Source organism: Shewanella sp. c952 (assembly GCF_019654975.1).
GTDB lineage: Bacteria > Pseudomonadota > Gammaproteobacteria > Enterobacterales > Shewanellaceae > Shewanella.
Window position 1 is genome coordinate 273,672 of sequence record NZ_BPEW01000003.1, and the last position, 18,693, is coordinate 292,364.

The 18,693-nt window shown below is 43.0% G+C and carries 21 protein-coding genes; 5 read left to right on the forward strand and 16 right to left on the reverse strand.

All coding sequences use genetic code 11. The annotated features are described in order from the left end of the window. Nucleotides 1-55: 55 nt before the first annotated feature. The 3 genes from iscR to trmJ form a co-directional block, all read right to left on the reverse strand. Nucleotides 56-517, reverse strand: coding sequence for a Fe-S cluster assembly transcriptional regulator IscR (iscR, locus tag K5R16_RS04300; protein WP_020911844.1), 462 nt, complete (start codon nucleotides 515-517; stop codon nucleotides 56-58). A 197-nt stretch (nucleotides 518-714) separates the two neighbouring features. After that, nucleotides 715-1,536, reverse strand: coding sequence for a serine O-acetyltransferase (cysE, locus tag K5R16_RS04305; RefSeq protein ID WP_220736304.1), 822 nt, complete (start codon nucleotides 1,534-1,536; stop codon nucleotides 715-717). A 15-nt stretch (nucleotides 1,537-1,551) separates the two neighbouring features. After that, entirely contained in the window at nucleotides 1,552-2,316 is a 765-nt protein-coding gene (trmJ, locus tag K5R16_RS04310; RefSeq protein WP_220736305.1) for a tRNA (cytosine(32)/uridine(32)-2'-O)-methyltransferase TrmJ, read from the reverse strand. A 158-nt stretch (nucleotides 2,317-2,474) separates the two neighbouring features. Here trmJ and suhB point away from each other — a divergent pair, with 158 nt between their 5' ends. Both suhB and K5R16_RS04320 read left to right on the forward strand, forming a co-directional pair. Then, entirely contained in the window at nucleotides 2,475-3,278 is an 804-nt protein-coding gene (suhB, locus tag K5R16_RS04315) for an inositol-1-monophosphatase (RefSeq protein ID WP_220736306.1), read from the forward strand. Nucleotides 3,279-3,791: 513 nt separating this feature from the next. Beyond that, entirely contained in the window at nucleotides 3,792-4,196 is a 405-nt protein-coding gene (locus K5R16_RS04320) for a phosphate-starvation-inducible protein PsiE (RefSeq protein WP_220736307.1), read from the forward strand. Between the two features lie 88 nt (nucleotides 4,197-4,284). Here K5R16_RS04320 and K5R16_RS04325 read toward each other — a convergent pair whose 3' ends face one another. From K5R16_RS04325 to K5R16_RS04375, 11 genes are all read right to left on the reverse strand, one after another. Then, nucleotides 4,285-4,527: a YecH family metal-binding protein gene (locus K5R16_RS04325; RefSeq protein WP_220736308.1), complete on the reverse strand. Its 243-nt coding sequence runs from the start codon at nucleotides 4,525-4,527 to the stop codon at nucleotides 4,285-4,287. 612 nt (nucleotides 4,528-5,139) lie between these two features. After that, on the reverse strand, nucleotides 5,140-5,685 hold the full coding sequence (locus K5R16_RS04330) for a YaeQ family protein (RefSeq protein WP_220736309.1): 546 nt from the start codon (nucleotides 5,683-5,685) through the stop codon (nucleotides 5,140-5,142). Between the two features lie 117 nt (nucleotides 5,686-5,802). Continuing rightward, nucleotides 5,803-6,714: a bifunctional precorrin-2 dehydrogenase/sirohydrochlorin ferrochelatase gene (locus K5R16_RS04335; protein WP_220736310.1), complete on the reverse strand. Its 912-nt coding sequence runs from the start codon at nucleotides 6,712-6,714 to the stop codon at nucleotides 5,803-5,805. A gap of 45 nt (nucleotides 6,715-6,759) precedes the next feature. Continuing rightward, the gene (locus K5R16_RS04340) at nucleotides 6,760-7,119 is read right to left on the reverse strand and encodes a rhodanese-like domain-containing protein (protein WP_220736311.1); all 360 of its coding nucleotides are present in this window, start codon (nucleotides 7,117-7,119) and stop codon (nucleotides 6,760-6,762) included. After that, complete coding sequence (locus K5R16_RS04345) at nucleotides 7,119-7,436, reverse strand: putative signal transducing protein (RefSeq protein ID WP_220736312.1); 318 nt, start codon at nucleotides 7,434-7,436, stop codon at nucleotides 7,119-7,121. The genes K5R16_RS04340 and K5R16_RS04345 overlap by 1 nt, the downstream gene beginning before the upstream one ends. 289 nt (nucleotides 7,437-7,725) lie before the next feature. Beyond that, nucleotides 7,726-8,673, reverse strand: coding sequence for a protein translocase subunit SecF (secF, locus tag K5R16_RS04350; RefSeq protein ID WP_220736313.1), 948 nt, complete (start codon nucleotides 8,671-8,673; stop codon nucleotides 7,726-7,728). Nucleotides 8,674-8,685: 12 nt separating this feature from the next. Next, entirely contained in the window at nucleotides 8,686-10,536 is a 1,851-nt protein-coding gene (gene secD, locus K5R16_RS04355) for a protein translocase subunit SecD (RefSeq protein ID WP_220736314.1), read from the reverse strand. A gap of 17 nt (nucleotides 10,537-10,553) precedes the next feature. Continuing rightward, nucleotides 10,554-10,886 carry a preprotein translocase subunit YajC gene (yajC, locus tag K5R16_RS04360; protein ID WP_220736315.1) on the reverse strand — a complete coding sequence of 111 codons (333 nt, stop codon included), beginning with the start codon at nucleotides 10,884-10,886 and terminating at the stop codon, nucleotides 10,554-10,556. 30 nt (nucleotides 10,887-10,916) lie between these two features. Beyond that, nucleotides 10,917-12,050 carry a tRNA guanosine(34) transglycosylase Tgt gene (tgt, locus tag K5R16_RS04365; RefSeq protein WP_220736316.1) on the reverse strand — a complete coding sequence of 378 codons (1,134 nt, stop codon included), beginning with the start codon at nucleotides 12,048-12,050 and terminating at the stop codon, nucleotides 10,917-10,919. A gap of 183 nt (nucleotides 12,051-12,233) precedes the next feature. Next, nucleotides 12,234-13,271, reverse strand: a complete 1,038-nt coding sequence (gene queA, locus K5R16_RS04370; RefSeq protein ID WP_220736317.1) for a tRNA preQ1(34) S-adenosylmethionine ribosyltransferase-isomerase QueA — start codon at nucleotides 13,269-13,271, stop codon at nucleotides 12,234-12,236. 139 nt (nucleotides 13,272-13,410) lie between these two features. Then, the gene (locus tag K5R16_RS04375; protein ID WP_220736318.1) at nucleotides 13,411-13,572 is read right to left on the reverse strand and encodes a hypothetical protein; all 162 of its coding nucleotides are present in this window, start codon (nucleotides 13,570-13,572) and stop codon (nucleotides 13,411-13,413) included. A gap of 154 nt (nucleotides 13,573-13,726) precedes the next feature. Here K5R16_RS04375 and K5R16_RS04380 point away from each other — a divergent pair, with 154 nt between their 5' ends. Both K5R16_RS04380 and K5R16_RS04385 read left to right on the forward strand, forming a co-directional pair. Continuing rightward, nucleotides 13,727-14,320: an ACP phosphodiesterase gene (locus K5R16_RS04380; protein ID WP_220736319.1), complete on the forward strand. Its 594-nt coding sequence runs from the start codon at nucleotides 13,727-13,729 to the stop codon at nucleotides 14,318-14,320. Between the two features lie 225 nt (nucleotides 14,321-14,545). Then, nucleotides 14,546-15,199, forward strand: a complete 654-nt coding sequence (locus tag K5R16_RS04385; protein ID WP_220736320.1) for a pseudouridine synthase — start codon at nucleotides 14,546-14,548, stop codon at nucleotides 15,197-15,199. Nucleotides 15,200-15,284: 85 nt separating this feature from the next. Here K5R16_RS04385 and K5R16_RS04390 read toward each other — a convergent pair whose 3' ends face one another. Further along, nucleotides 15,285-15,698 (reverse strand): hypothetical protein, encoded by a 414-nt coding sequence (locus K5R16_RS04390; RefSeq protein WP_220736321.1) that lies wholly within the window; start codon nucleotides 15,696-15,698, stop codon nucleotides 15,285-15,287. Nucleotides 15,699-16,007: 309 nt separating this feature from the next. Here K5R16_RS04390 and K5R16_RS04395 point away from each other — a divergent pair, with 309 nt between their 5' ends. Next, complete coding sequence (locus tag K5R16_RS04395) at nucleotides 16,008-17,375, forward strand: Gfo/Idh/MocA family protein (RefSeq protein WP_220736322.1); 1,368 nt, start codon at nucleotides 16,008-16,010, stop codon at nucleotides 17,373-17,375. 93 nt (nucleotides 17,376-17,468) lie between these two features. Here the strand turns inward: K5R16_RS04395 and sstT are convergent, their stop codons facing one another. Then, the gene (sstT, locus tag K5R16_RS04400; RefSeq protein ID WP_220736332.1) at nucleotides 17,469-18,689 is read right to left on the reverse strand and encodes a serine/threonine transporter SstT; all 1,221 of its coding nucleotides are present in this window, start codon (nucleotides 18,687-18,689) and stop codon (nucleotides 17,469-17,471) included. Between the last annotated feature and the right edge of the window lie 4 nt (nucleotides 18,690-18,693).

Sequence of the window (18,693 nt, forward strand, 5' to 3'; positions counted from 1 at the left end):
TGTGCTACCACTTACAACGTACAAAAAATTATTTTTATATTAATAACAGAGACGGCTAAATGCTTATTCTCTGTTCCTGCTGCAATTTATCTTGTTTTACCGAGATAAATTGCACATCTCTCTTTCGCATTAATCCGGCAAGCGAAATGCCGTTTAAAAAATCAGAAATCTGTGAACTCAGGTCGCCCCATAAAGAATGAGTCAGGCATCGCGTTCCGCTCTGACAATTCCCCTGCCCTTGGCAGCGTGTGGCGTCAACTGATTCATCAACGGCTCGTACAACCATACCGACAGAAATTTCGCATGCATCTGTGCCCAAGCGATATCCGCCACCAGGGCCTCGGACGCTCGATACAAGACCATTTTTTCTTAGCTTAGCGAAAAGTTGTTCTAGGTAAGATAGAGAGATCCCTTGGCGCTCTGAAATGTCGGCTAATGGTACTGGACCATCAGTTGAGTGCATTGCAACGTCTAGCATTGCAGTGACTGCATATCGACCTTTTGATGTAAGTTTCATTGCTACTACGTCTCCCAAAAAAGCATAGGCTAATTTCATCATACCCGAGTAATTTAGTCAAGTATTAAACCTAGTGGTTTGGTCAAGTATTATTAAGGATCATGGCAGGAATTAAATACCCCGTCATTTTGCTGGGGTATTTAACCTGTTTATTAGGCAAGATTCAATGCCATTTATCAAAAATGGCGCACATAAAGCTAGATAATGGGATCAAACTCATCTATTGACTTCTGACGTTTCTGCGCCGCGGCTAATTCGGCTTCACTAAACTCATCAACTTCAAGTTCAGGGAGCTTCTCTGTGCAAACGCTACCGCCCAAAGTTTGTACAGCTTGACAGACTTCTTGCACTTTCGAGTCCATCAAGTGCATGTGATCTAGCATTTGGCCAATCGCATTAGCTACAGGATCTGGATTGTCTGGTGCAACAGCATAGGCATCAAAGCCATACTTCTTTGCCATCTCTGTACGTCGGTCAGTCTGCTCTTTAGATTGCTCTGTAGGACTGGCGACAGCTCGGCCTGGGATCCCCACTACAGTGGTATCAATAGGCACATCTTTGACAACCACCGAGTTTGAGCCAACACGCGCCCCGTCATGCATCGTAATCGGGCCCAGAATCTTTGCACCTGCACCAATAACAACATTATTGCCTAACGTAGGGTGACGTTTTCCAGACTGCCATGTGGTACCACCGAGCGTAACCCCATGGTAAAGCGTACAATCATTACCGATTTCTGCAGTTTCGCCAATCACGACGCCCATACCATGGTCAATAAAAAAACGATCACCAATCGTGGCACCGGGATGGATTTCGACTCCAGTTAACCAACGAGAAAATGTTGACAAACATCGCGATAACAGACGCCATTTGCGAACCCAAAGCTTATTACTGATCCTGTGGATCCATATTGCTTGCATTCCTGGGTAATTGAACAGTATTTCAAGTGTCCCATTTGCTGCAGGGTCTCTATGGTAAATAGACGCTATATCATCTTTTAGTCTCGCGATAACACCCATGCTAGCTACTTCCCTTTACTTATCGTTAGTGTCTTTTTTGGCAACAATCTTATCTACCGAAGTCAGAATTCCGCGCAAGATATTCATCTCTTGACGCTCAATCCTTGCACGGCTAAACAGTCGGCGTAACTTGGTCATGACCTGACCGGGATGCTGTTTGACAATAAAATTGGTCGAAAGCAGCGTATTCTCCATGTGCTCGAAGAAATTTTCACGCTCTTTTGAGAATGGGTATTCATTATCAGGCTCAATAAACCCTTCAGGTTTATTACTTTCAAACTCTTTTTGCACTTGAGCTAAGTGTGCAACACGTGCTTCATAACAGATGATTTGAACTGCTTGAGCTAAATTAAGCGAAGTGTATTCAGGATTCGCAGGGATGGCGACATGATAATCACAGCGCTGCAGTTCTTCATTAGAAAGGCCATTATTCTCTCGACCAAACACGATTGCAACCGGGCCTTTAAGTGAAGATTCAACCAGTTTTTCCCCCGCTTCTCTCGGCTCCAACATCGGCCAATCTAACGTGCGACTACGTGCGCTTGTAGCAATCACTAAACTACAATCAGCAATTGCTTCTTCAACTGAGTTGACTGTAATTGCATGTTTTAAAATATCTGAAGCCCCCGCAGCTAATGCCACCGAATGACCATCAGGTGCGACCTTAGGTTCAGCTAGATATAACGTGGATAACCCCATGGTTTTCATAGCACGGGCAGTTGAACCTATATTCCCAGGGTGGGATGTACCGACAAGAACGACGCGAATATTGCTGAGCATGAAATTACTTTACTAATTGAGAGAACACTTGAAAAATATGTTACCACAAGCCTACTATTTTTACTTACACAAAAATCAGCATTTGATATAACCGAAAAAACGCGTATAATTCTGCTCCGATAATTTATATCTGTTCTTTTACATCCAGGGGATTTGCAATGCTTCCAATGCATACTATTGCTGTGCGCGCCGCTCGCGCTGCCGGCCAAACGATTATACGTGCTTATGCAGAATTAGACCGTATTGAAGTAACTTCAAAAGGGACTAACGACTTTGTAACTAACGTAGATAAAGAAGCAGAAGCTGCAATTACCTATCAGATCCGTAAAGCTTACCCAGACCACACTATCATTGGTGAAGAGACTGGTGAGAACAAAGGCGCTAACAAAGATTACGTCTGGATCGTTGACCCTCTGGATGGCACTAATAACTTCGTCAGAGGTATTCCTCACTTTGCTGTATCTATCGCGATGCAGTTTAAAGGCAAGACTGAAGTCGCTGTTGTTTATGACCCAATCCGTGATGAGCTGTTCTCAGCTGTTCGTGGTAAAGGCGCTAAACTGAATGACTTCCGTATCCGTGTTAAACCTTCAAATGATCTAAGTGAAAACATCATCGCTACAGGATTCCCATTCAAAGCGAAGCAACACACCGAAACTTATATGAAGCTTTTTGCGTCAACATTCACGCAATGCGCTGATCTACGTCGTGCAGGCTCTGCAGCTCTTGATCTTGCTTACCTTGCCGCTGGCCGCGTTGATGGTTTCTTTGAGATTGGCCTTAAGCCTTGGGACATCGCTGCTGGTGATTTGATCGTTCGTGAAGCAGGCGGTACAGTGACAGACTTTACTGGCAACCACGGTTACTTAGCATCAGGTAATATCGTTGCTGGTTCGCCAAAGACAACCACTGCACTGGTTAAGTCATTCCGCCCATTATTGAGCGAAGCGCTTAAACGCTAAAAATGCCTTCTGCGTCTAAGTCAATTTAGACGTCAGTGATGGGAAGCCGCCTCTATTGGCGGCTTTTTTATAACTGCAACATTTAGCTCTACCCTGTCGACTTGCACATAAACGCCCAGCTATACCATTCCATTAAATAGTTGTCCCTTCAGCTGCAGTTAAAATCACTTTAGACAATCAAGCCACTGGTATATTTATGTTATATCTAAAGCTATATGCGCTGTATTAAAAAATTTTGCTATACCTTATACAACAGTCGCATACAGTGAGCTTCTCAGGACATTCATGACTGCGTTGTGTTGTATCAAAAGCTAAGACCCATTTCTTCAACAACGAGCTTAAAATTGATAGTCCGCTGAGAATTTTTGAATTGATCAAACTTTTAGCTGAACAGAGATTAAAACACTGACTTCGCTATAAAAAACTCGCAACTGTGAAAAGCATCACATAGCCAATGTCGCATTTGCAGCAATTACTGGTACTCTTTATGAAACGACTGCATTAGGGAACAACATGGATAAAATGTATCGAAAATACGGTATTACCAGTATTAAAGCCGTTGAACATTTAGTATTAATCATTATTGCCATCGCGACGATTGTTGCGATTGGACAAGAAATTGTACATATATTTAAAGCTGGCGAAGTAGCATTAGCAGATTTGCTATTGCTGTTTATCTATTTAGAAGTATTAGCAATGGTGTCTCATTACGCTGAGTCTGGCAAACTACCGATCAGGATGCCACTCTATATTGCTATTGTTGCGTTAGCCCGCTATCTCATTTTAGATATGAAAGCGATGGATGATTGGCGTATAGCAGCAATCTCATTCTCTACGCTTATTTTAGCGTCCACCGTTATCGTGATCCGTTGGGGGCAATTGAAGTTACCTTATCCACGCCCAAAGGATGATGTTTAGTCTTCACCTTACACTTTTGATACAAAAATGCTCAAAGCTTCCGCTTTGAGCATTTTTTATACACTCATATAAGGTCTAGCCTGCTAGTTTAATGACTACAAATGCGATCGGCAGCAGTTGCAATCCCCGCTTCAGAGTGAATAAACTTACCTTTCTTTTCTAGAAATGCAATGAGCGCGTCCGCATCCATCTCTTGAGCTGAACAAGTATGATAATGGGCGTCTGCACCAAACTTAGCATGCATTAACTCCTTTAATGCCTGTGGCGTTAACGACTCGCCATGCTCTAGCATCATTTCCATCACTTGGTGACCGTGTATTGACTCTGACATAATTCTCCGACAGTTAAGCTGTATTTATAAAGCACTTTATACGCGAAGTTTTACCAGCAAACTTTGATCTAAGTAACAATGTTTAGTCATTATATTAATCGACATAAGTAGGTGGTCTACTCTGAGTGTTTTTGGCGAACTCATTCAAGGCGGATAATTGACAGAATGGTTGTTCCCTTTTGCCTTTATCCAACACCGAAATAGGGAGCCAAAAACGCTCCTTACAGGCGAGTTTTAGCAGCTCTGATGCTGCGTTAATGAGCTTGAACGTAGAATAACTATCTACTTTCACTCATTGCAAACCACATGGCCTAGCATGTTCCTGACATGCTTAAGGCATTCCCTCCATCCTTGGAGGTCAGATGTGGTGAATGTCATTCATGCACGACTATATTGATATAGGAGGTAGAGTAACGCAGGAGCGGTTACCGAGGAGCATTTAATGACCTTGCCTCAAAACCGCTAAACTCTCGCTGAGCGAGCAAATCTTTATACCGATTGGTATTAGATACCGATGAATCGTCGCCACTCGATAAGCCGGAGTACTTCAGACATTAAAAAGCCAATCATATGACTGGCTTTCTTATTGGAAAGGAGTGACTAATTAGTCCACTACAGTTCGCCTTTTAACCATTCAGGTTCAACTAACACGCTATCATTATCATCTGAGATCCAAATTTGCCCTTCACAGATATTGATCTGCAAAGCCATATTCTTACCCACTAGTTGCCCCATTGCTTTAACTGCATCTTCGGGAATATTGGTTACCGTTAGATTATCATAACGCTCGAATGCGGCTTCGTTTTGCTTCCACCATATTGGTACGCTTCGGCCACCATAAGTAATAAGCAAAACCTGTTTAGAGCGACCACAAGCTTTACGTAACCATTTTTCATCACTTTGACCAAACTCGACCCAAAGATCAATTTCTCCAGATAGTGTTCTGTCCCAAAGCTCAGGCTCATCTTCAACACACATGCCTTTACTAAAAGCGAGTGATTCGCTGGCATTCATCGCGAAAGCAAGCAACCTCACCATCATGCGCTCGTCAGTCTCTGACGGGTGCTGCGCGAGCATAAGTTGATGATCATTATAGTAGCCACGATCTATATCGGCGATTTGAATAGAGACTTTGAATACGGTTGCTTTTAAGGCCATGAGAGTTTTCGAGGAGATATTTGCGACTAAGTGTACCTTATATTTAGCCTTAATGGACTAAACATAAAGACTCTGTAGCCTTTGAGATAGTAATTAATTACTCGGACACTGTAACCGTTAAATAGATCCCATTTTAAAACGTATTGCTTGTGGAAATAATACTGATAATCGGTTGATTTCATCAGGATCTGCATACACCAAGCAATGTTCCCCATTATCTAGAGTTTGTGCAAGTTCTCTATCTTTAACTGCCGTTTCTCTTGCTGCGTCACGTCGAAGCAACTCATTAAGCGCATCGGGTAACCTAACACTGCTGAAAATGGTGTCTAGCTTTTGTAAATATGGCATCGCAGCGATAGGAAGCAGCTCGGCTTCTATTTCTGAGTCTAGCAGTATCAGCTCTCCTTTTACCTTAGATAGAGAAAAACTATCTTGATAATGCTTTGCGGTTTCAGCATCAAAACGAGACTGGTTAAGCTTGAAAAAACGTTCCCAAAATACTCGTCTTTCTTTAAACACGGGTAACCGTTGCTGAACATCGCTGCGACGCTCGGCGATAAAATCAAATAGCGGTGCAATAGATTGCGGTAACCATGACTCAAGCCTAGATCTAAGCTCTCGAGCAAAAACGGGCGCAGCGCCAGCGGTGCTGATTGCTATCTGTAAACGACCCCTGTCTATAATTGACGGTGTTATAAACCGACAAAATTCAGGGTTGTCGACAACGTTTACCCATATACCGCGCAGCTGTGCCAATGTTGCTAACTGTTCATTTAGCGCCTTATCTGCAGTCGCTAGATAGACTAAGTCCCAGCCATTAACATCCTCAGAGTTAACTTCGCGCTCCTCAAGGCTAATACGCCCCTTATGCTGATATGCCAGCACTTCATTGCTGCAATCTCTTGCTATCACATGAATGTCTGCATCAGTCCGACACAGTAGATCAAGCTTGCGACTAGCCACTTCTCCTGCGCCAACAATCAAAACTTTTAAAGACTGGGTATCTACAAACAATGGAAAATACTGCATTTAACTAAAATACCTCAGGGGCGATGTGATAGGTTTGTGGAAGAGTTAATCTGTTTCAAGCGGCAATTGTCTCTCAAGCCAAGCTTTATAACCACCCGCTACTGAGACGACTTCGGAATAACCCATAACTTGCAAGTTTAAAGCTGCCATCGCAGAGCGATAACCTCCTCCGCAATATAGTGCTAGTGGCATATCCTTATCTGGAAATCGAGTTTCAATATCTCTTTCGATAATCCCCTTCCCCAAATGGTGAGCTTTTGGTAGATGACCTTTATTCCATTCATGATCTTCACGAACATCAATAAGCGTATATTTTTGATTAGCCTGGTAATGCTCAATCGTTACTTCAGTGATCTGAGGAAGAATACTCTCAACTAAAGCTAAAAATGCGGGGTTATGTTTCATCAGCTGTATTTCTCACTTCTTTCTGCGCTGCAATTCCAACAAAGCTCAAAACTGGCTTCATTAACTTCATGGCAATTCACACATTTCCATTGTGGTCTCTCTGCATTAATAGAAGCCATCTGCGTTTTAGCATTCACGTAGTCAATTTCTGCTACCCAAAGCTCGACATTTTGGATCCCTGTCGGTAATTCTCCTACACCACCTAACAGCGCCTCACCTTTTAGCTCTACTGCCATGCCACTTGATTCAAGCATGCCTTTCCAAGTGTGGGCTTCTAATAAATTCCCAGCTGCAAGTAACCGCATTTTGTCATCCATGTTATTTCCTACTGCAATTGCTCTATTGGCATCTAATAACTACAACGGCTAATAACACCCAGATTAGTGGTTATTATTAGTCAGGTTTCGCTATTTTAGATCGTCATAAAATAGCCTTCCATGCTACTGCTAAAACATTATCACTGTCGAGCGCTGTTTTAAGCTTTAATACAAATCACCACAATCAGCTAGATTCGTTAGCAACTTCAACTCATAAACAATAAGCATCCAGCACAAAAAACAAAAAGGCCACCTATATTAGGTGGCCTTTGCAGATAATAGCAGTACTTTATGGCATCAAGGTGTCTTGATCTGCGCCCTCTTTTTCAATCTCTACTGGCATCATGTGTTCACGATTGATCCCAAGTTTAATCGCTAAGAAACTTGCGACATAGATTGATGAGAACGTACCAACGAAAATACCCATAAGCAGAGCAGTTGCAAAGCCATGGATCATTGTGCCGCCCTTAAGGAACAACGCAACAACAACGACAAGCGTGGTACCCGTAGTAATAATCGTTCGACTCATAGTCTGAGTGATTGAGGTATTGACCACTTCTTCAGGGCTACCTTTACGTAACTTGAGAAAGTTTTCACGAATACGGTCAAAAACAACAATGGTATCGTTGAGTGAGTAACCGACAACGGTTAACAAACCAGCCAGTACGGTCAAATCAAACTCTAGTTGGAATATTGAAAATACCCCAAGCGTAATGATTACGTCATGAGCCAACGCCGCCACAGAACCTAACGCTAGGCGCCATTCGAAGCGGAAAGAGACATATATAAGAATACATATCAACGCCACTAGAACCGCTAAACCACCTTGTTCAGCAAGCTCTTTACCGACTTGAGGACCAACAAACTCAACACGCTTTTGAATTACAGCAGGGTCGAGTTGAGTCACGCCTTCCATCACATGAGCAACTTGAGTGTCACTTTTTACGCCTTCCTTAACTGGAAGTCGGATAAGTATGTCGCGGCTCGAACCGAAGTTTTGAACCACTGCACCGTCAGTTTCTTCTGTAGAAAGTCCTTCACGGATTGCCACTAAATTAGCTGGTTTAGAAAACTCGAGTTCAACAACCGTACCACCAGTGAAATCCAAGCCCCAATTAATACCTTTTGTCGCTAGAGACCCGAGGGATCCAAGCACTAATATCGCAGAAAGGATACTAATAGGTACAGCATGGCGCAGGAAGTTGATAGAGCCTTTGATATTTAAAATCTGAAACATTTCAACTTCCCCTTAGATAGACAGTTTCTTCACGCGCTTACCACCCCAGATCGCGTTCACAATAGAACGAGTTCCGACAATAGAGGTAAACATCGACGTGGCGATACCAATCATTAAGGTAACCGCAAAGCCTTTAACAGCACCCGTACCAACCGCAAATAAGATAAGTGCAGTCATAAAGGTCGTAATGTTAGCATCGGCAATGGTTGAAAACGCATTACCGTAACCTTCATGAATAGCTTGCTGAACGCTACGACCATTACGCAACTCTTCACGAATACGTTCGTAAATAAGCACGTTACCGTCGACCGCCATACCAACAGTTAGCACCATGCCTGCAATACCTGGCAGCGTTAATACCGCGCCTGGGATCATCGACATAACACCCACAACCATCACTAGGTTAGCTGTTAATGCAAGGTTAGCAATAAGACCAAAACCACGGTAGTAAACCAACATGAAGAGAAGCACGACTGCCATTCCCCAAATCATAGCTTGCACACCGTTTTCAATATTTTCCTGACCAAGGCTTGGACCAATAGTACGCTCTTCAACAATGTATACTGGCGCAATCAGCGCACCAGCACGCAGTAGTAACGCAAGATTTTGTGATTCAGCATGACCAAGACCAGTGATGACGAAGTTACGACCAAGACGAGCTTGAATCGTAGCAACTGAAATTACTTCTTCAATCTTCTTCATTTTAACGCTGCCATCAGCGTTCTTCTCACCAGTATCTTTATACTCAATGAATAAAGTCGCCATAGGGTTACCTATGTTGTCTTTAGTCACATTTGAAAAGATAGAGCCACCTTTAGAGTCTAAGTTAATAGACACTTGTGGGCGACTGTACTCATCGTAGCTTGGTTGTGCACCTTGGATGTGATCGCCCGTTAGCATCACTGCCTTTTTAAGCACGACCGGACCACCTTCACGGCGCTGATAAACTTCAGAACCAGCAGGAACACGACCACTTGCTGCGGCTTGAGCATCAGCATTTTGATCAACCATATGGAACTCAATTGACGCCGTCGCACTTAAAATCTCTTTTGCACGAGCTGTGTCTTGAACACCAGGAAGTTCTACAATAATACGCTCAGCACCTTGACGCTGTACTACTGGCTCGGCAACACCAAGTTCATTAACACGATTACGTAAAGTGGTAATGTTTTGCTGCAGTGCTTCTTCCTTGATCTGTTTTAAATAAACATCACTAGGATTTGCAACAAGAAAATAATCACTACCAGAAGAGCGATCGGTAAAGACCATGTCAGCGCTACGTGATTTTAAGAAACGCTCAGCATTCGCTAACGTTTCTGCATCACGGAACTTGATTTCGATGCCTTTGGCGCCGTTACGAATACCCGCATAGCGAATTCTCTCAGCGCGTAAATCAGTTCTGAAATCAGCGACTTTAGCTTCGGTCATTTTACGCACGGCTTCACCCATGTCGACTTCCATCAAGAAGTGAACACCACCACGTAAATCAAGACCAAGTTTCATAGGCGAACCGCCCATGGCTTCTAGCCACTCAGGTGTTGCAGGTGCAAGGTTTAGCGCTACAGTAAACTTATCGCCAAGAGCATCGGCAATAGCTTCTTTAGCAAGCAATTGATCTTCACCATTGCCAACACGAACTAATAATTGACCATTTTCAAGCTCAGATCGCTTAACAGCAATACCTTGGCTTACTAATACATCATTTACTGCCGACTGAGTCGACGCTGTCACCTCAGCTCCACGGGTTGCAACCACCTGCACAGCATGGTCCTCACCGAAAAGGTTTGGTATCGCATAGAATCCACCTATGGCGATGATTATCACCACCATAAGGTTTTTCCACATTGGGTATTTATTTAACACGCCATAGCCCTCTTGGCTTAAAGTGACTTAATAGAGCCTTTAGGCAATACCGCCGCAATGTAATCCTTTTTAATGGTGATTTCGCTAGTTTCGTTAATCGCCAACAAAACGTAGTCGTTCTCATCACTGATCTTAGCAATCTTACCTAAAATGCCACCGCTGGTTAGCACTTCATCACCTTTGCTCAAAGAGCCCATCAGGTTCTTATGCTCTTTTACACGCTTAGATTGCGGGCGGAAAATCATAAAGTAAAAGATAAGGCCAAAAATGACCAACATGAAAATAAGTTCCATAGTGCCGCCAGCGCCGCCTACAGGTGCATCTGCTGCATATGCATTTGAAATAAACATAGTTGTCTCTTCTTATTGTCTGAGTAAAAATTAATCGGTTAATTCAGGAACTTCAGGTACTTCCCGGCCTTGGCTGGTATAGAACTCTGTAACAAAGTCGTCTAATGTACCTGTCTCAATCGCACCACGCAAACCTTCCATCAATCTTTGGTAATAACGAAGGTTATGAATAGTGTTTAATCGAGCGCCTAGAATCTCATTACAACGATCTAAGTGGTAAAGGTATGCCCGTGAATAATTTTTACAGGTATAACAATCACACTTATCATCGAGTGTTGAAGTATCATCGCGATGCCGTGCATTACGGATCTTGATAACACCTTCACTGGTAAACAAGTGACCGTTTCGAGCATTACGTGTTGGCATAACACAGTCAAACATATCTACGCCGCGACGTACGCCTTCAACTAAATCCTCAGGTTTACCGACCCCCATCAAGTAACGTGGCTTATCCGTTGGGATTTTAGGGCAAACATGCTCGAGGATACGATGCATATCTTCCTTAGGCTCACCAACAGCGAGTCCACCGACCGCGTATCCATCAAAACCGATGTTAACTAGGCCATCAAGGCTTTCGTCACGTAGGTCTTCATAAACACCGCCTTGAATAATGCCAAATAAAGAGTTCGGATTTTCAAGCTTGTCGAATTCATCTCGTGAACGCTGCGCCCAACGCAGTGACATCTGCATCGATTTACGCGCTTCGTCTTCTGTTGCAGGGTAAGGTGTGCACTCATCAAAAATCATCACCACATCACTACCCAAAGAGTTTTGGATCTGCATCGATTTTTCTGGGTCGAGGAAAACCTTTTCTCCATTAATCGGTGAACGGAAATGCACACCCTCTTCGGTGATCTTACGGATATCCCCCAAGCTGAACACTTGGAACCCACCTGAATCGGTCAAAATCGGACGCTGCCAATTCATAAAGTCATGTAGGTCGCCATGCTTACGCATTATCTCTTCACCTGGACGTAGCCACAGGTGAAAGGTATTACCGAGTAGTATATCAGCGCCGGTTTCACGTACTTCTTCAGGCGTCATCCCTTTAACTGTACCGTAGGTACCTACAGGCATAAACGCTGGAGTTTCAACGGTTCCGCGCTCAAACACTAAACGGCCGCGACGAGCACGACCTTGGGTTGTATCTAATTCAAATTTCATTATTCACCTCGCCAGAGAAACAGTCTGACCTGAGTTAACTCATCAAATGAGTTGTAGATTAACACTAGAGATAAGGGCGACAGATTAAGTATCAACCCTTATCAATAAAATAAGTACCAAAATGAGGATAAAAAAATACCCACCTCATCTGTTTGGGTGGGTATTTTAAAGCATATTTAAAGATTAGTTCGCTTTTTTAGTCACAAACATGGCGTCGCCATAGCTAAAGAAGCGGTATTTTTGAGCAATCGCATGCTGATAGGCGTTTTTTACCTCATCGAAGCCAGCGAATGCACTAAGCAACATAATTAACGTCGACTCTGGCAGATGAAAATTTGTCACCATTGCATCGACTACTTGGAACTGGTAACCCGGATAGATAAAGATATCAGTATCACCACTAAATGCCTCTAACTCTGCAGCTGATGCTCTCGCGGCACTTTCTAGTGAACGCACTGATGTTGTACCAACAGAAATCACTCGATGCCCCTTCGCTTTAGTTGACGCAATGAGGTCAACGACATCTTGCGAAACTTCAGCCCACTCAGAATGCATTTTATGATCTAGGATCTCATCAACTCGTACAGGCTGAAAAGTGCCTGCGCCGACATGCAAGGTAACAAACGCCGTGTTTACACCTTTGTCTTTAAGTGCTGCTAGCATCGCATCATCAAAGTGCAACCCCGCGGTTGGTGCAGCCACTGCGCCTGGGGTTTGGTTGTAGACCGTCTGATAACGCTCTTTATCTGCATCCTCATCAGGTCTATCTATATAAGGTGGTAGTGGCATATGCCCTACTTCTTCCAATACCTCTAAAATAGTTTTATCTGATTGTAACTCGAGTTCGAATAAAGCATCGTGACGGGCACACATCTTCATTTCGTAACCGTTATCAAGACAAATGATATTATCGACTTTGGGTGACTTAGAGCAACGGACGTGGGCAAGAATACGCTTGTCATCAAGCATCCGCTCTACGAGCATTTCTAACTTACCACCAGACTGTTTTTTACCAAATAAGCGCGCAGGGATAACTCGGGTATTGTTAAATACCATTAAATCACCAGGCTGTACTTTTTCTAGTATTGCGGTAAATTGCAAATCGGCTAATCTGCCGCTATTACCATCTAACGATAAAAGCCTCGAAGCTGTGCGCTCTGCCGTCGGATAACGCGCAATAAGCTCATCGGGAAGTTCAAAAGAAAAATCTGCAACACGCATGGAAAGTCTCTACTGTCTCTAAATCGGCGGCCAGTCTATGACTAGAGAGAATGAAGATCAACAATTGAAGTACATTTATTCCGCATAATTCTGCTAATGTAGAACTGCTAACGTTTTTTACTGGTATTTTGTTAGCTCTTTAAGCTTTATCCTGCTTAGGTTCTTCAACTGTTGTTTCAGAATCTATATCAAAATCCTCAATACGATAGCTATGCTGCTCAAAGGGTATATCTATGTCTACTTTTCTACGCTGTGGCCGCTCAGTACGAGCGATCTTTTTTGATAACCAGTTCCACATCATCCTTGATCCTCAAACCGTTAATAGAAAGGGAAAATTGCTATAAAGCGATGCACATCCATGAAATCACTCTTCAAATTAAAATTTGTAATAAAGAATTTCCTTCGCATCGCGCTGCATGTTACCGTGAAAGTACTCATATCACCAAGTATAAAATATGAACTTTCTTGCCCACCTACATTTAGCTGACGTCAGTCAGACCTCTTTAGCAGCAAACATTGCTGGCGATTTCGCCAAAGGCAGTATCGAACACTTTCCAAAACACCTACAGCAGGGGATCTGGTTACACAGGCAAATAGATCAACTAACCGATTCTCATGAGCTCACCAAAGAGTTGTTACAAAAATTCCCAAAATCACTCACTCGAGCAGCGCCAATTATCATTGATATCTGTTTTGATCATATGTTGGCGAAGTATTGGGATGAGTATCATCATCTAAGCCTCGAAGCATTTGCGACTAAAGCCTATAATGCAATTGACGAATGTGACGATTTGCCCGAAGGATTGGTATCGATAGCGCCAAAGATACGCAAAGAGAACTGGCTGGTTGCCTACCAAAGCCGTAAAGGTCTAAATCAGACCCTAGCTTCTGTGGCTAAACGTGTTTCAAAGCCTGAAATATTTAATGGTGCGCAAGAAACGGTAAAAAAGTTAGATATCGAAATAGAGACAGCTTTCCGTACTTTTTATCCTCAACTGATGGCATATAGTCGTCTGTGGACACGTAATACACCAACCGAGTATCTTTAACCTTAAGCAATGAAATAACTATTTGTAGCAGTGTCTTATATAACATGACTTGTTAAAAGGCGCTGTATCATAGTTTGACTCCATCACCTACAACACTCGAAACCCTACGTTAACCGTATTCCTTTCAAGATACAGACTCAAATCGATTGCATATGAACCATTAATGCAATAACGGCTTGTCTTAGACCATCATTTTGCTAAAATCGCGGCGTAACAGGAGAACCCATGCAAATATTTACTTATCAGCCCCCTACTATTCCTTGGTTAGATCTTCGTTATGTCGATCGGGACATTATCATCATAAATAAACCTTCAGGTTTACTGTCTAACCCCGGCATAGCTGATTATACCCATGACTGTGCATTGACTCGGATCCAACAAAGATTCAAAGATGCTATTTTAGTGCATCGACTAGACTGTTCAACATCAGGGGTTATGGTATTTGCTCGTAATAAAAAGGCAGAATCCAACCTAAAAACTCAGTTTCAAGATCGAAAAACACAAAAAGCTTATATCACTGAAGTCAGTGGGCACCTAAGTGATGCACAAGGAGTGATTGAACTGCCTATTGCGGCCGATAAAGCCAATCCTCCAAAGCAGCAGGTCTCATCGACAGGTAAGGTGGCAATAACCCACTTCGAAACACTTGAAGTTCGAGCTAACAGCACTTTACTAGCACTTAAGCCTGTTACAGGCCGTACTCATCAGCTACGTGTGCATATGTTAGCGATCGGCAATCCAATTTTGGGTGATGACTTTTATGCTGAACAGCACATTGTAGATTCAGCTCCTAGATTAAAGCTCCATGCTCAGTCTTTAAGCTTTACTCACCCTTACAGTGGCAAGCCGATGCATTTTTCAAGTTATTGTTCTTTCTAATCCTATAAGTTATAACAGTATCGAATGCGCACAAAAAAGGGGCTAAAAAGCCCCCTTTGCATTGAATCACCATAAACCTGCAGGTCTAGGCGGCTTCAACGTCATGTTTAACTGCGGTGTAATAACATAAGCTGGAATTGCAAAACATCAAATCGTTACTCGCGGTGAGCATAAAGTATTCGCCAAAAATATTGCCACCTTTATCCTCAAGCTTTACACCGTCATCTGTACGTTCGGAGATCATTTCATCCAAACTGTGGCAACCATCGTTATACCAAGTCTCTAAGTAATAGGTCTCAGCCTGCTTATAAACTGTAATTTTATCGCCGAGTAAGGGTCTTTCATCGACCCAACGGCCGACGACCTCTCGGTTTTCAACTGCGTCAACTTTCGAAAATAAACGCTTACGCTTTTCAACTACTGACATCTCCATCTCCTTGAGCTTGGTGCGATTCTCAATTTGAATAACTTCTTTTGCCTTATTGCGTACAACAGCCATCGAATTATCTACCCCAGAACAGTTAACAAATCATTATTTTATTATGTAAATCAATTGTTATAGCAGGTGAGTTTATCGCTAAAGCGAATACCTTGTAACTTAAATTGTATCGCACAATTAAAATAAAAACGCGATTTAAGTCACTTTATATGCATTACTTTAGTAAATCTGAATAAAAACGCAAGCGCAACAAACCGTAACGAGTTTTTTTAGCCTATTTATCGGAAAGTTTGATATAACTTTGTTTGATTATAAAAACAAAAATCAATATGGCGTGCAACACGCTTGCTCTACTCTATAGGACAGAAAATGAAATTCAATCGCAGACACTTTCTAAAAACTGCCAGTATTGCGGCAGTAAGCCTAGCCAGTCCCTCTTTTGCTTCAAGCTCTAATACCGTGCCAGCGCCTCCGCTTCAAGGAAAAAGCGTAATGGGCTTGATATCCCCAAAAATGGACACGGTTAGAGTGGGGTTTATTGGTGTTGGTCAACGTGGCTCGGGCCATGTGAAGCACTTTTGCCATTTAGAGGGCGTTGAGATTATTGCGATATGTGATACCGATACAGAAGTACTCGACAGATCGGTCGCATTTGTTACAGAACAAGGACTAAAGACGCCTGCGCGCTATAGCGGTAGCGAAAAATCTTACCTTGAATTACTCCGCCGCAAAGATATCGATATAGTGATCATCTCAACCCCATGGGAATGGCATGCTCCAATGGCTATCGATACCATGGAAAGTGGTAAGCATGCTTTTGTTGAAGTACCACTTGCACTCACCGTCGAAGAGTGTTGGCAAATCGTTAATACTGCAGAAAAAACTCAGAAAAATTGCATGATGATGGAAAACGTCAATTATGGCCGTGATGAGTTAATGGTACTTAATATGGTTCGCCAAGGCGTTTTTGGTGAACTACTGCATGGCGAAGCTGCATATATTCACGAGCTTCGTTGGCAGATGAAAGAGCTCGATCAAAAAACAGGTTCTTGGCGCACCTACTGGCATACAAAACGCAATGGCAATTTATACCCAACTCACGGTTTAGGCCCCGTATCGCAGTATATGAATATCAATCGCGGTGACCGTTTTGATTATCTCACTTCTATGAGTTCTCCAGCGCTTGGTCGCGCACTATACGCACAACGTGAATTTCCAGCAGATCATGAACGCAATCAGCTCAACTATATCAATGGCGATATTAATACTAGCCTAATTAAGACCATAAACGGCCGAACCATTATGGTACAACACGACACGACAACCCCAAGACCTTACAGTCGCCATAACCTTATCCAAGGCACTAACGGGGTTTTTGCAGGCTTCCCAAATCGAATTGCTATTGAAAAAGTAGGTAATGGGAACTTCCATAAGTGGGACATGGATATGAGCAAGTGGTATGACAAATATGACCACCCTCTTTGGCAACGAATGGGACAAGAGGCTGAGAAAAACGGTGGACATGGTGGCATGGACTTCTTAATGCTATGGCGCATGGTGTATTGTTTGCGCAATGGTGAAGCCTTAGATCAAGATGTCTATGATGGTGCAGCATGGTCAGTGGTCAATATACTAAGCGAAGAATCTGTGAATAACCGCAGTAATTCGGTTAATTTTCCTGATTTCACCCGCGGCGCTTGGAAAACCGGCAAGCCTCTAGGAATTATTGGCGCCTAACCCTACTTATCGTCTCGTTTATAAAAAAAAGCCCCACAACACTGTTGTAGGGCTTTTTTCTATAGCCATATTAGATATGAGACTAAATGATCATTAGCTCTCTTTACGCTCCGCGGCTTCGCATGCTGCAGCGGTAAAAATCACGTCAGTAGAGCTGTTTAGGCCTGTTTCAGCTGAATCTTGGATCACACCAATGATAAAGCCTACCGCTACAACCTGCATTGCCACATCATTTGAAATACCAAACAAGCTACATGCAAGCGGAATAAGTAGCAAAGACCCCCCTGCAACACCAGACGCACCACAAGCAGATACTGCAGCCACAACACTCAGTAATATAGCGGTCAAGATATCAACCTGTACACCTAAGGTATTTACCGCGGCCAAGGTTAAAACAGTAATGGTGATTGCGGCTCCACCCATATTAATGGTGGCACCTAATGGAATAGACACAGAGTAAGTATCTTCATGCAGCTTTAGCTTTTCGCACAACGCCATATTAACTGGAATGTTGGCTGCACTTGAGCGAGTGAAGAAGGCTGTAACACCACTTTCACGCAAGCAAGTAAATACTAACGGGTACGGATTACGGCGGATCTTGTAGTACACAATTGCAGGGTTAACCACAAGGGCAATAATAGCCATCGCACCAAGCAGCACAGCAAGTAACTGAGCGTAACCAGCAATCGCTGCAAAGCCCGTAGCTGCAAAGGTCGCCGATACTAGACCAAAGATGCCAATCGGCGCTAAGCGAATAATAAAGCGTACCATTTGAGAAACACCATGGCTTACGTCAGCAAAAACCTGCTTTGTTGAATCACTCGCATGGTGCAGTGCAATACCTAAACCGACACCCCAAGCTAAAATACCGATGTAGTTGCCAGTCATTAACGCATTAACTGGGTTATCAACAACTTTGAACAATAAAGTATTGATGACTTCAGCAATGCCTTCTGGCGGCGTGGCACCTTCAGCGCCGGTCACTAGAACCAATGTGGTTGGAAATGCAAAGCTCATAAGCACTGCAGTTAATGCTGCACAAAAAGTACCAAACAGATACAACACCACAATTGGGCGCATATTAGTTTTGGCATTCTTTTTTTGATTGGCAATAGACGCCGCAACTAAGATAAAAACTAATATTGGCGCAATCGCTTTCAATGCTCCAACAAATAGCTCACCAAGAAAGGCGACATTTTCTGCACCCGTTTTCGAAACGGTTGCCAATACAACACCAGCGATGATACCAACGAGAATTTGTAATACGAGACTGCCACTTGCCATTTTGGCAAACAGTGATGTTTTTTGATTCATTACT

What these genes read in the sequence shown, in the direction of transcription:
- K5R16_RS04380 (WP_220736319.1), top strand. Translation starts at nt 13,727, where the DNA reads ATGAACTTTCTTGCCCACCTACATTTAGCTGACGTCAGTCAGACCTCT.
- secF (WP_220736313.1), bottom strand. Translation starts at nt 8,673, where the DNA reads ATGTTTCAGATTTTAAATATCAAAGGCTCTATCAACTTCCTGCGCCAT.
- K5R16_RS04385 (WP_220736320.1), top strand. Translation starts at nt 14,546, where the DNA reads ATGCAAATATTTACTTATCAGCCCCCTACTATTCCTTGGTTAGATCTT.
- iscR (WP_020911844.1), bottom strand. Translation starts at nt 517, where the DNA reads ATGAAACTTACATCAAAAGGTCGATATGCAGTCACTGCAATGCTAGAC.
- K5R16_RS04320 (WP_220736307.1), top strand. Translation starts at nt 3,792, where the DNA reads ATGGATAAAATGTATCGAAAATACGGTATTACCAGTATTAAAGCCGTT.
- tgt (WP_220736316.1), bottom strand. Translation starts at nt 12,050, where the DNA reads ATGAAATTTGAATTAGATACAACCCAAGGTCGTGCTCGTCGCGGCCGT.
- K5R16_RS04335 (WP_220736310.1), bottom strand. Translation starts at nt 6,714, where the DNA reads ATGCAGTATTTTCCATTGTTTGTAGATACCCAGTCTTTAAAAGTTTTG.
- K5R16_RS04345 (WP_220736312.1), bottom strand. Translation starts at nt 7,436, where the DNA reads ATGGATGACAAAATGCGGTTACTTGCAGCTGGGAATTTATTAGAAGCC.
- K5R16_RS04325 (WP_220736308.1), bottom strand. Translation starts at nt 4,527, where the DNA reads ATGTCAGAGTCAATACACGGTCACCAAGTGATGGAAATGATGCTAGAG.
- K5R16_RS04340 (WP_220736311.1), bottom strand. Translation starts at nt 7,119, where the DNA reads ATGAAACATAACCCCGCATTTTTAGCTTTAGTTGAGAGTATTCTTCCT.
- K5R16_RS04330 (WP_220736309.1), bottom strand. Translation starts at nt 5,685, where the DNA reads ATGGCCTTAAAAGCAACCGTATTCAAAGTCTCTATTCAAATCGCCGAT.
- K5R16_RS04390 (WP_220736321.1), bottom strand. Translation starts at nt 15,698, where the DNA reads ATGGCTGTTGTACGCAATAAGGCAAAAGAAGTTATTCAAATTGAGAAT.
- K5R16_RS04395 (WP_220736322.1), top strand. Translation starts at nt 16,008, where the DNA reads ATGAAATTCAATCGCAGACACTTTCTAAAAACTGCCAGTATTGCGGCA.
- yajC (WP_220736315.1), bottom strand. Translation starts at nt 10,886, where the DNA reads ATGTTTATTTCAAATGCATATGCAGCAGATGCACCTGTAGGCGGCGCT.
- sstT (WP_220736332.1), bottom strand. Translation starts at nt 18,689, where the DNA reads ATGAATCAAAAAACATCACTGTTTGCCAAAATGGCAAGTGGCAGTCTC.
- cysE (WP_220736304.1), bottom strand. Translation starts at nt 1,536, where the DNA reads ATGGGTGTTATCGCGAGACTAAAAGATGATATAGCGTCTATTTACCAT.
- suhB (WP_220736306.1), top strand. Translation starts at nt 2,475, where the DNA reads ATGCTTCCAATGCATACTATTGCTGTGCGCGCCGCTCGCGCTGCCGGC.
- K5R16_RS04375 (WP_220736318.1), bottom strand. Translation starts at nt 13,572, where the DNA reads ATGATGTGGAACTGGTTATCAAAAAAGATCGCTCGTACTGAGCGGCCA.
- trmJ (WP_220736305.1), bottom strand. Translation starts at nt 2,316, where the DNA reads ATGCTCAGCAATATTCGCGTCGTTCTTGTCGGTACATCCCACCCTGGG.
- queA (WP_220736317.1), bottom strand. Translation starts at nt 13,271, where the DNA reads ATGCGTGTTGCAGATTTTTCTTTTGAACTTCCCGATGAGCTTATTGCG.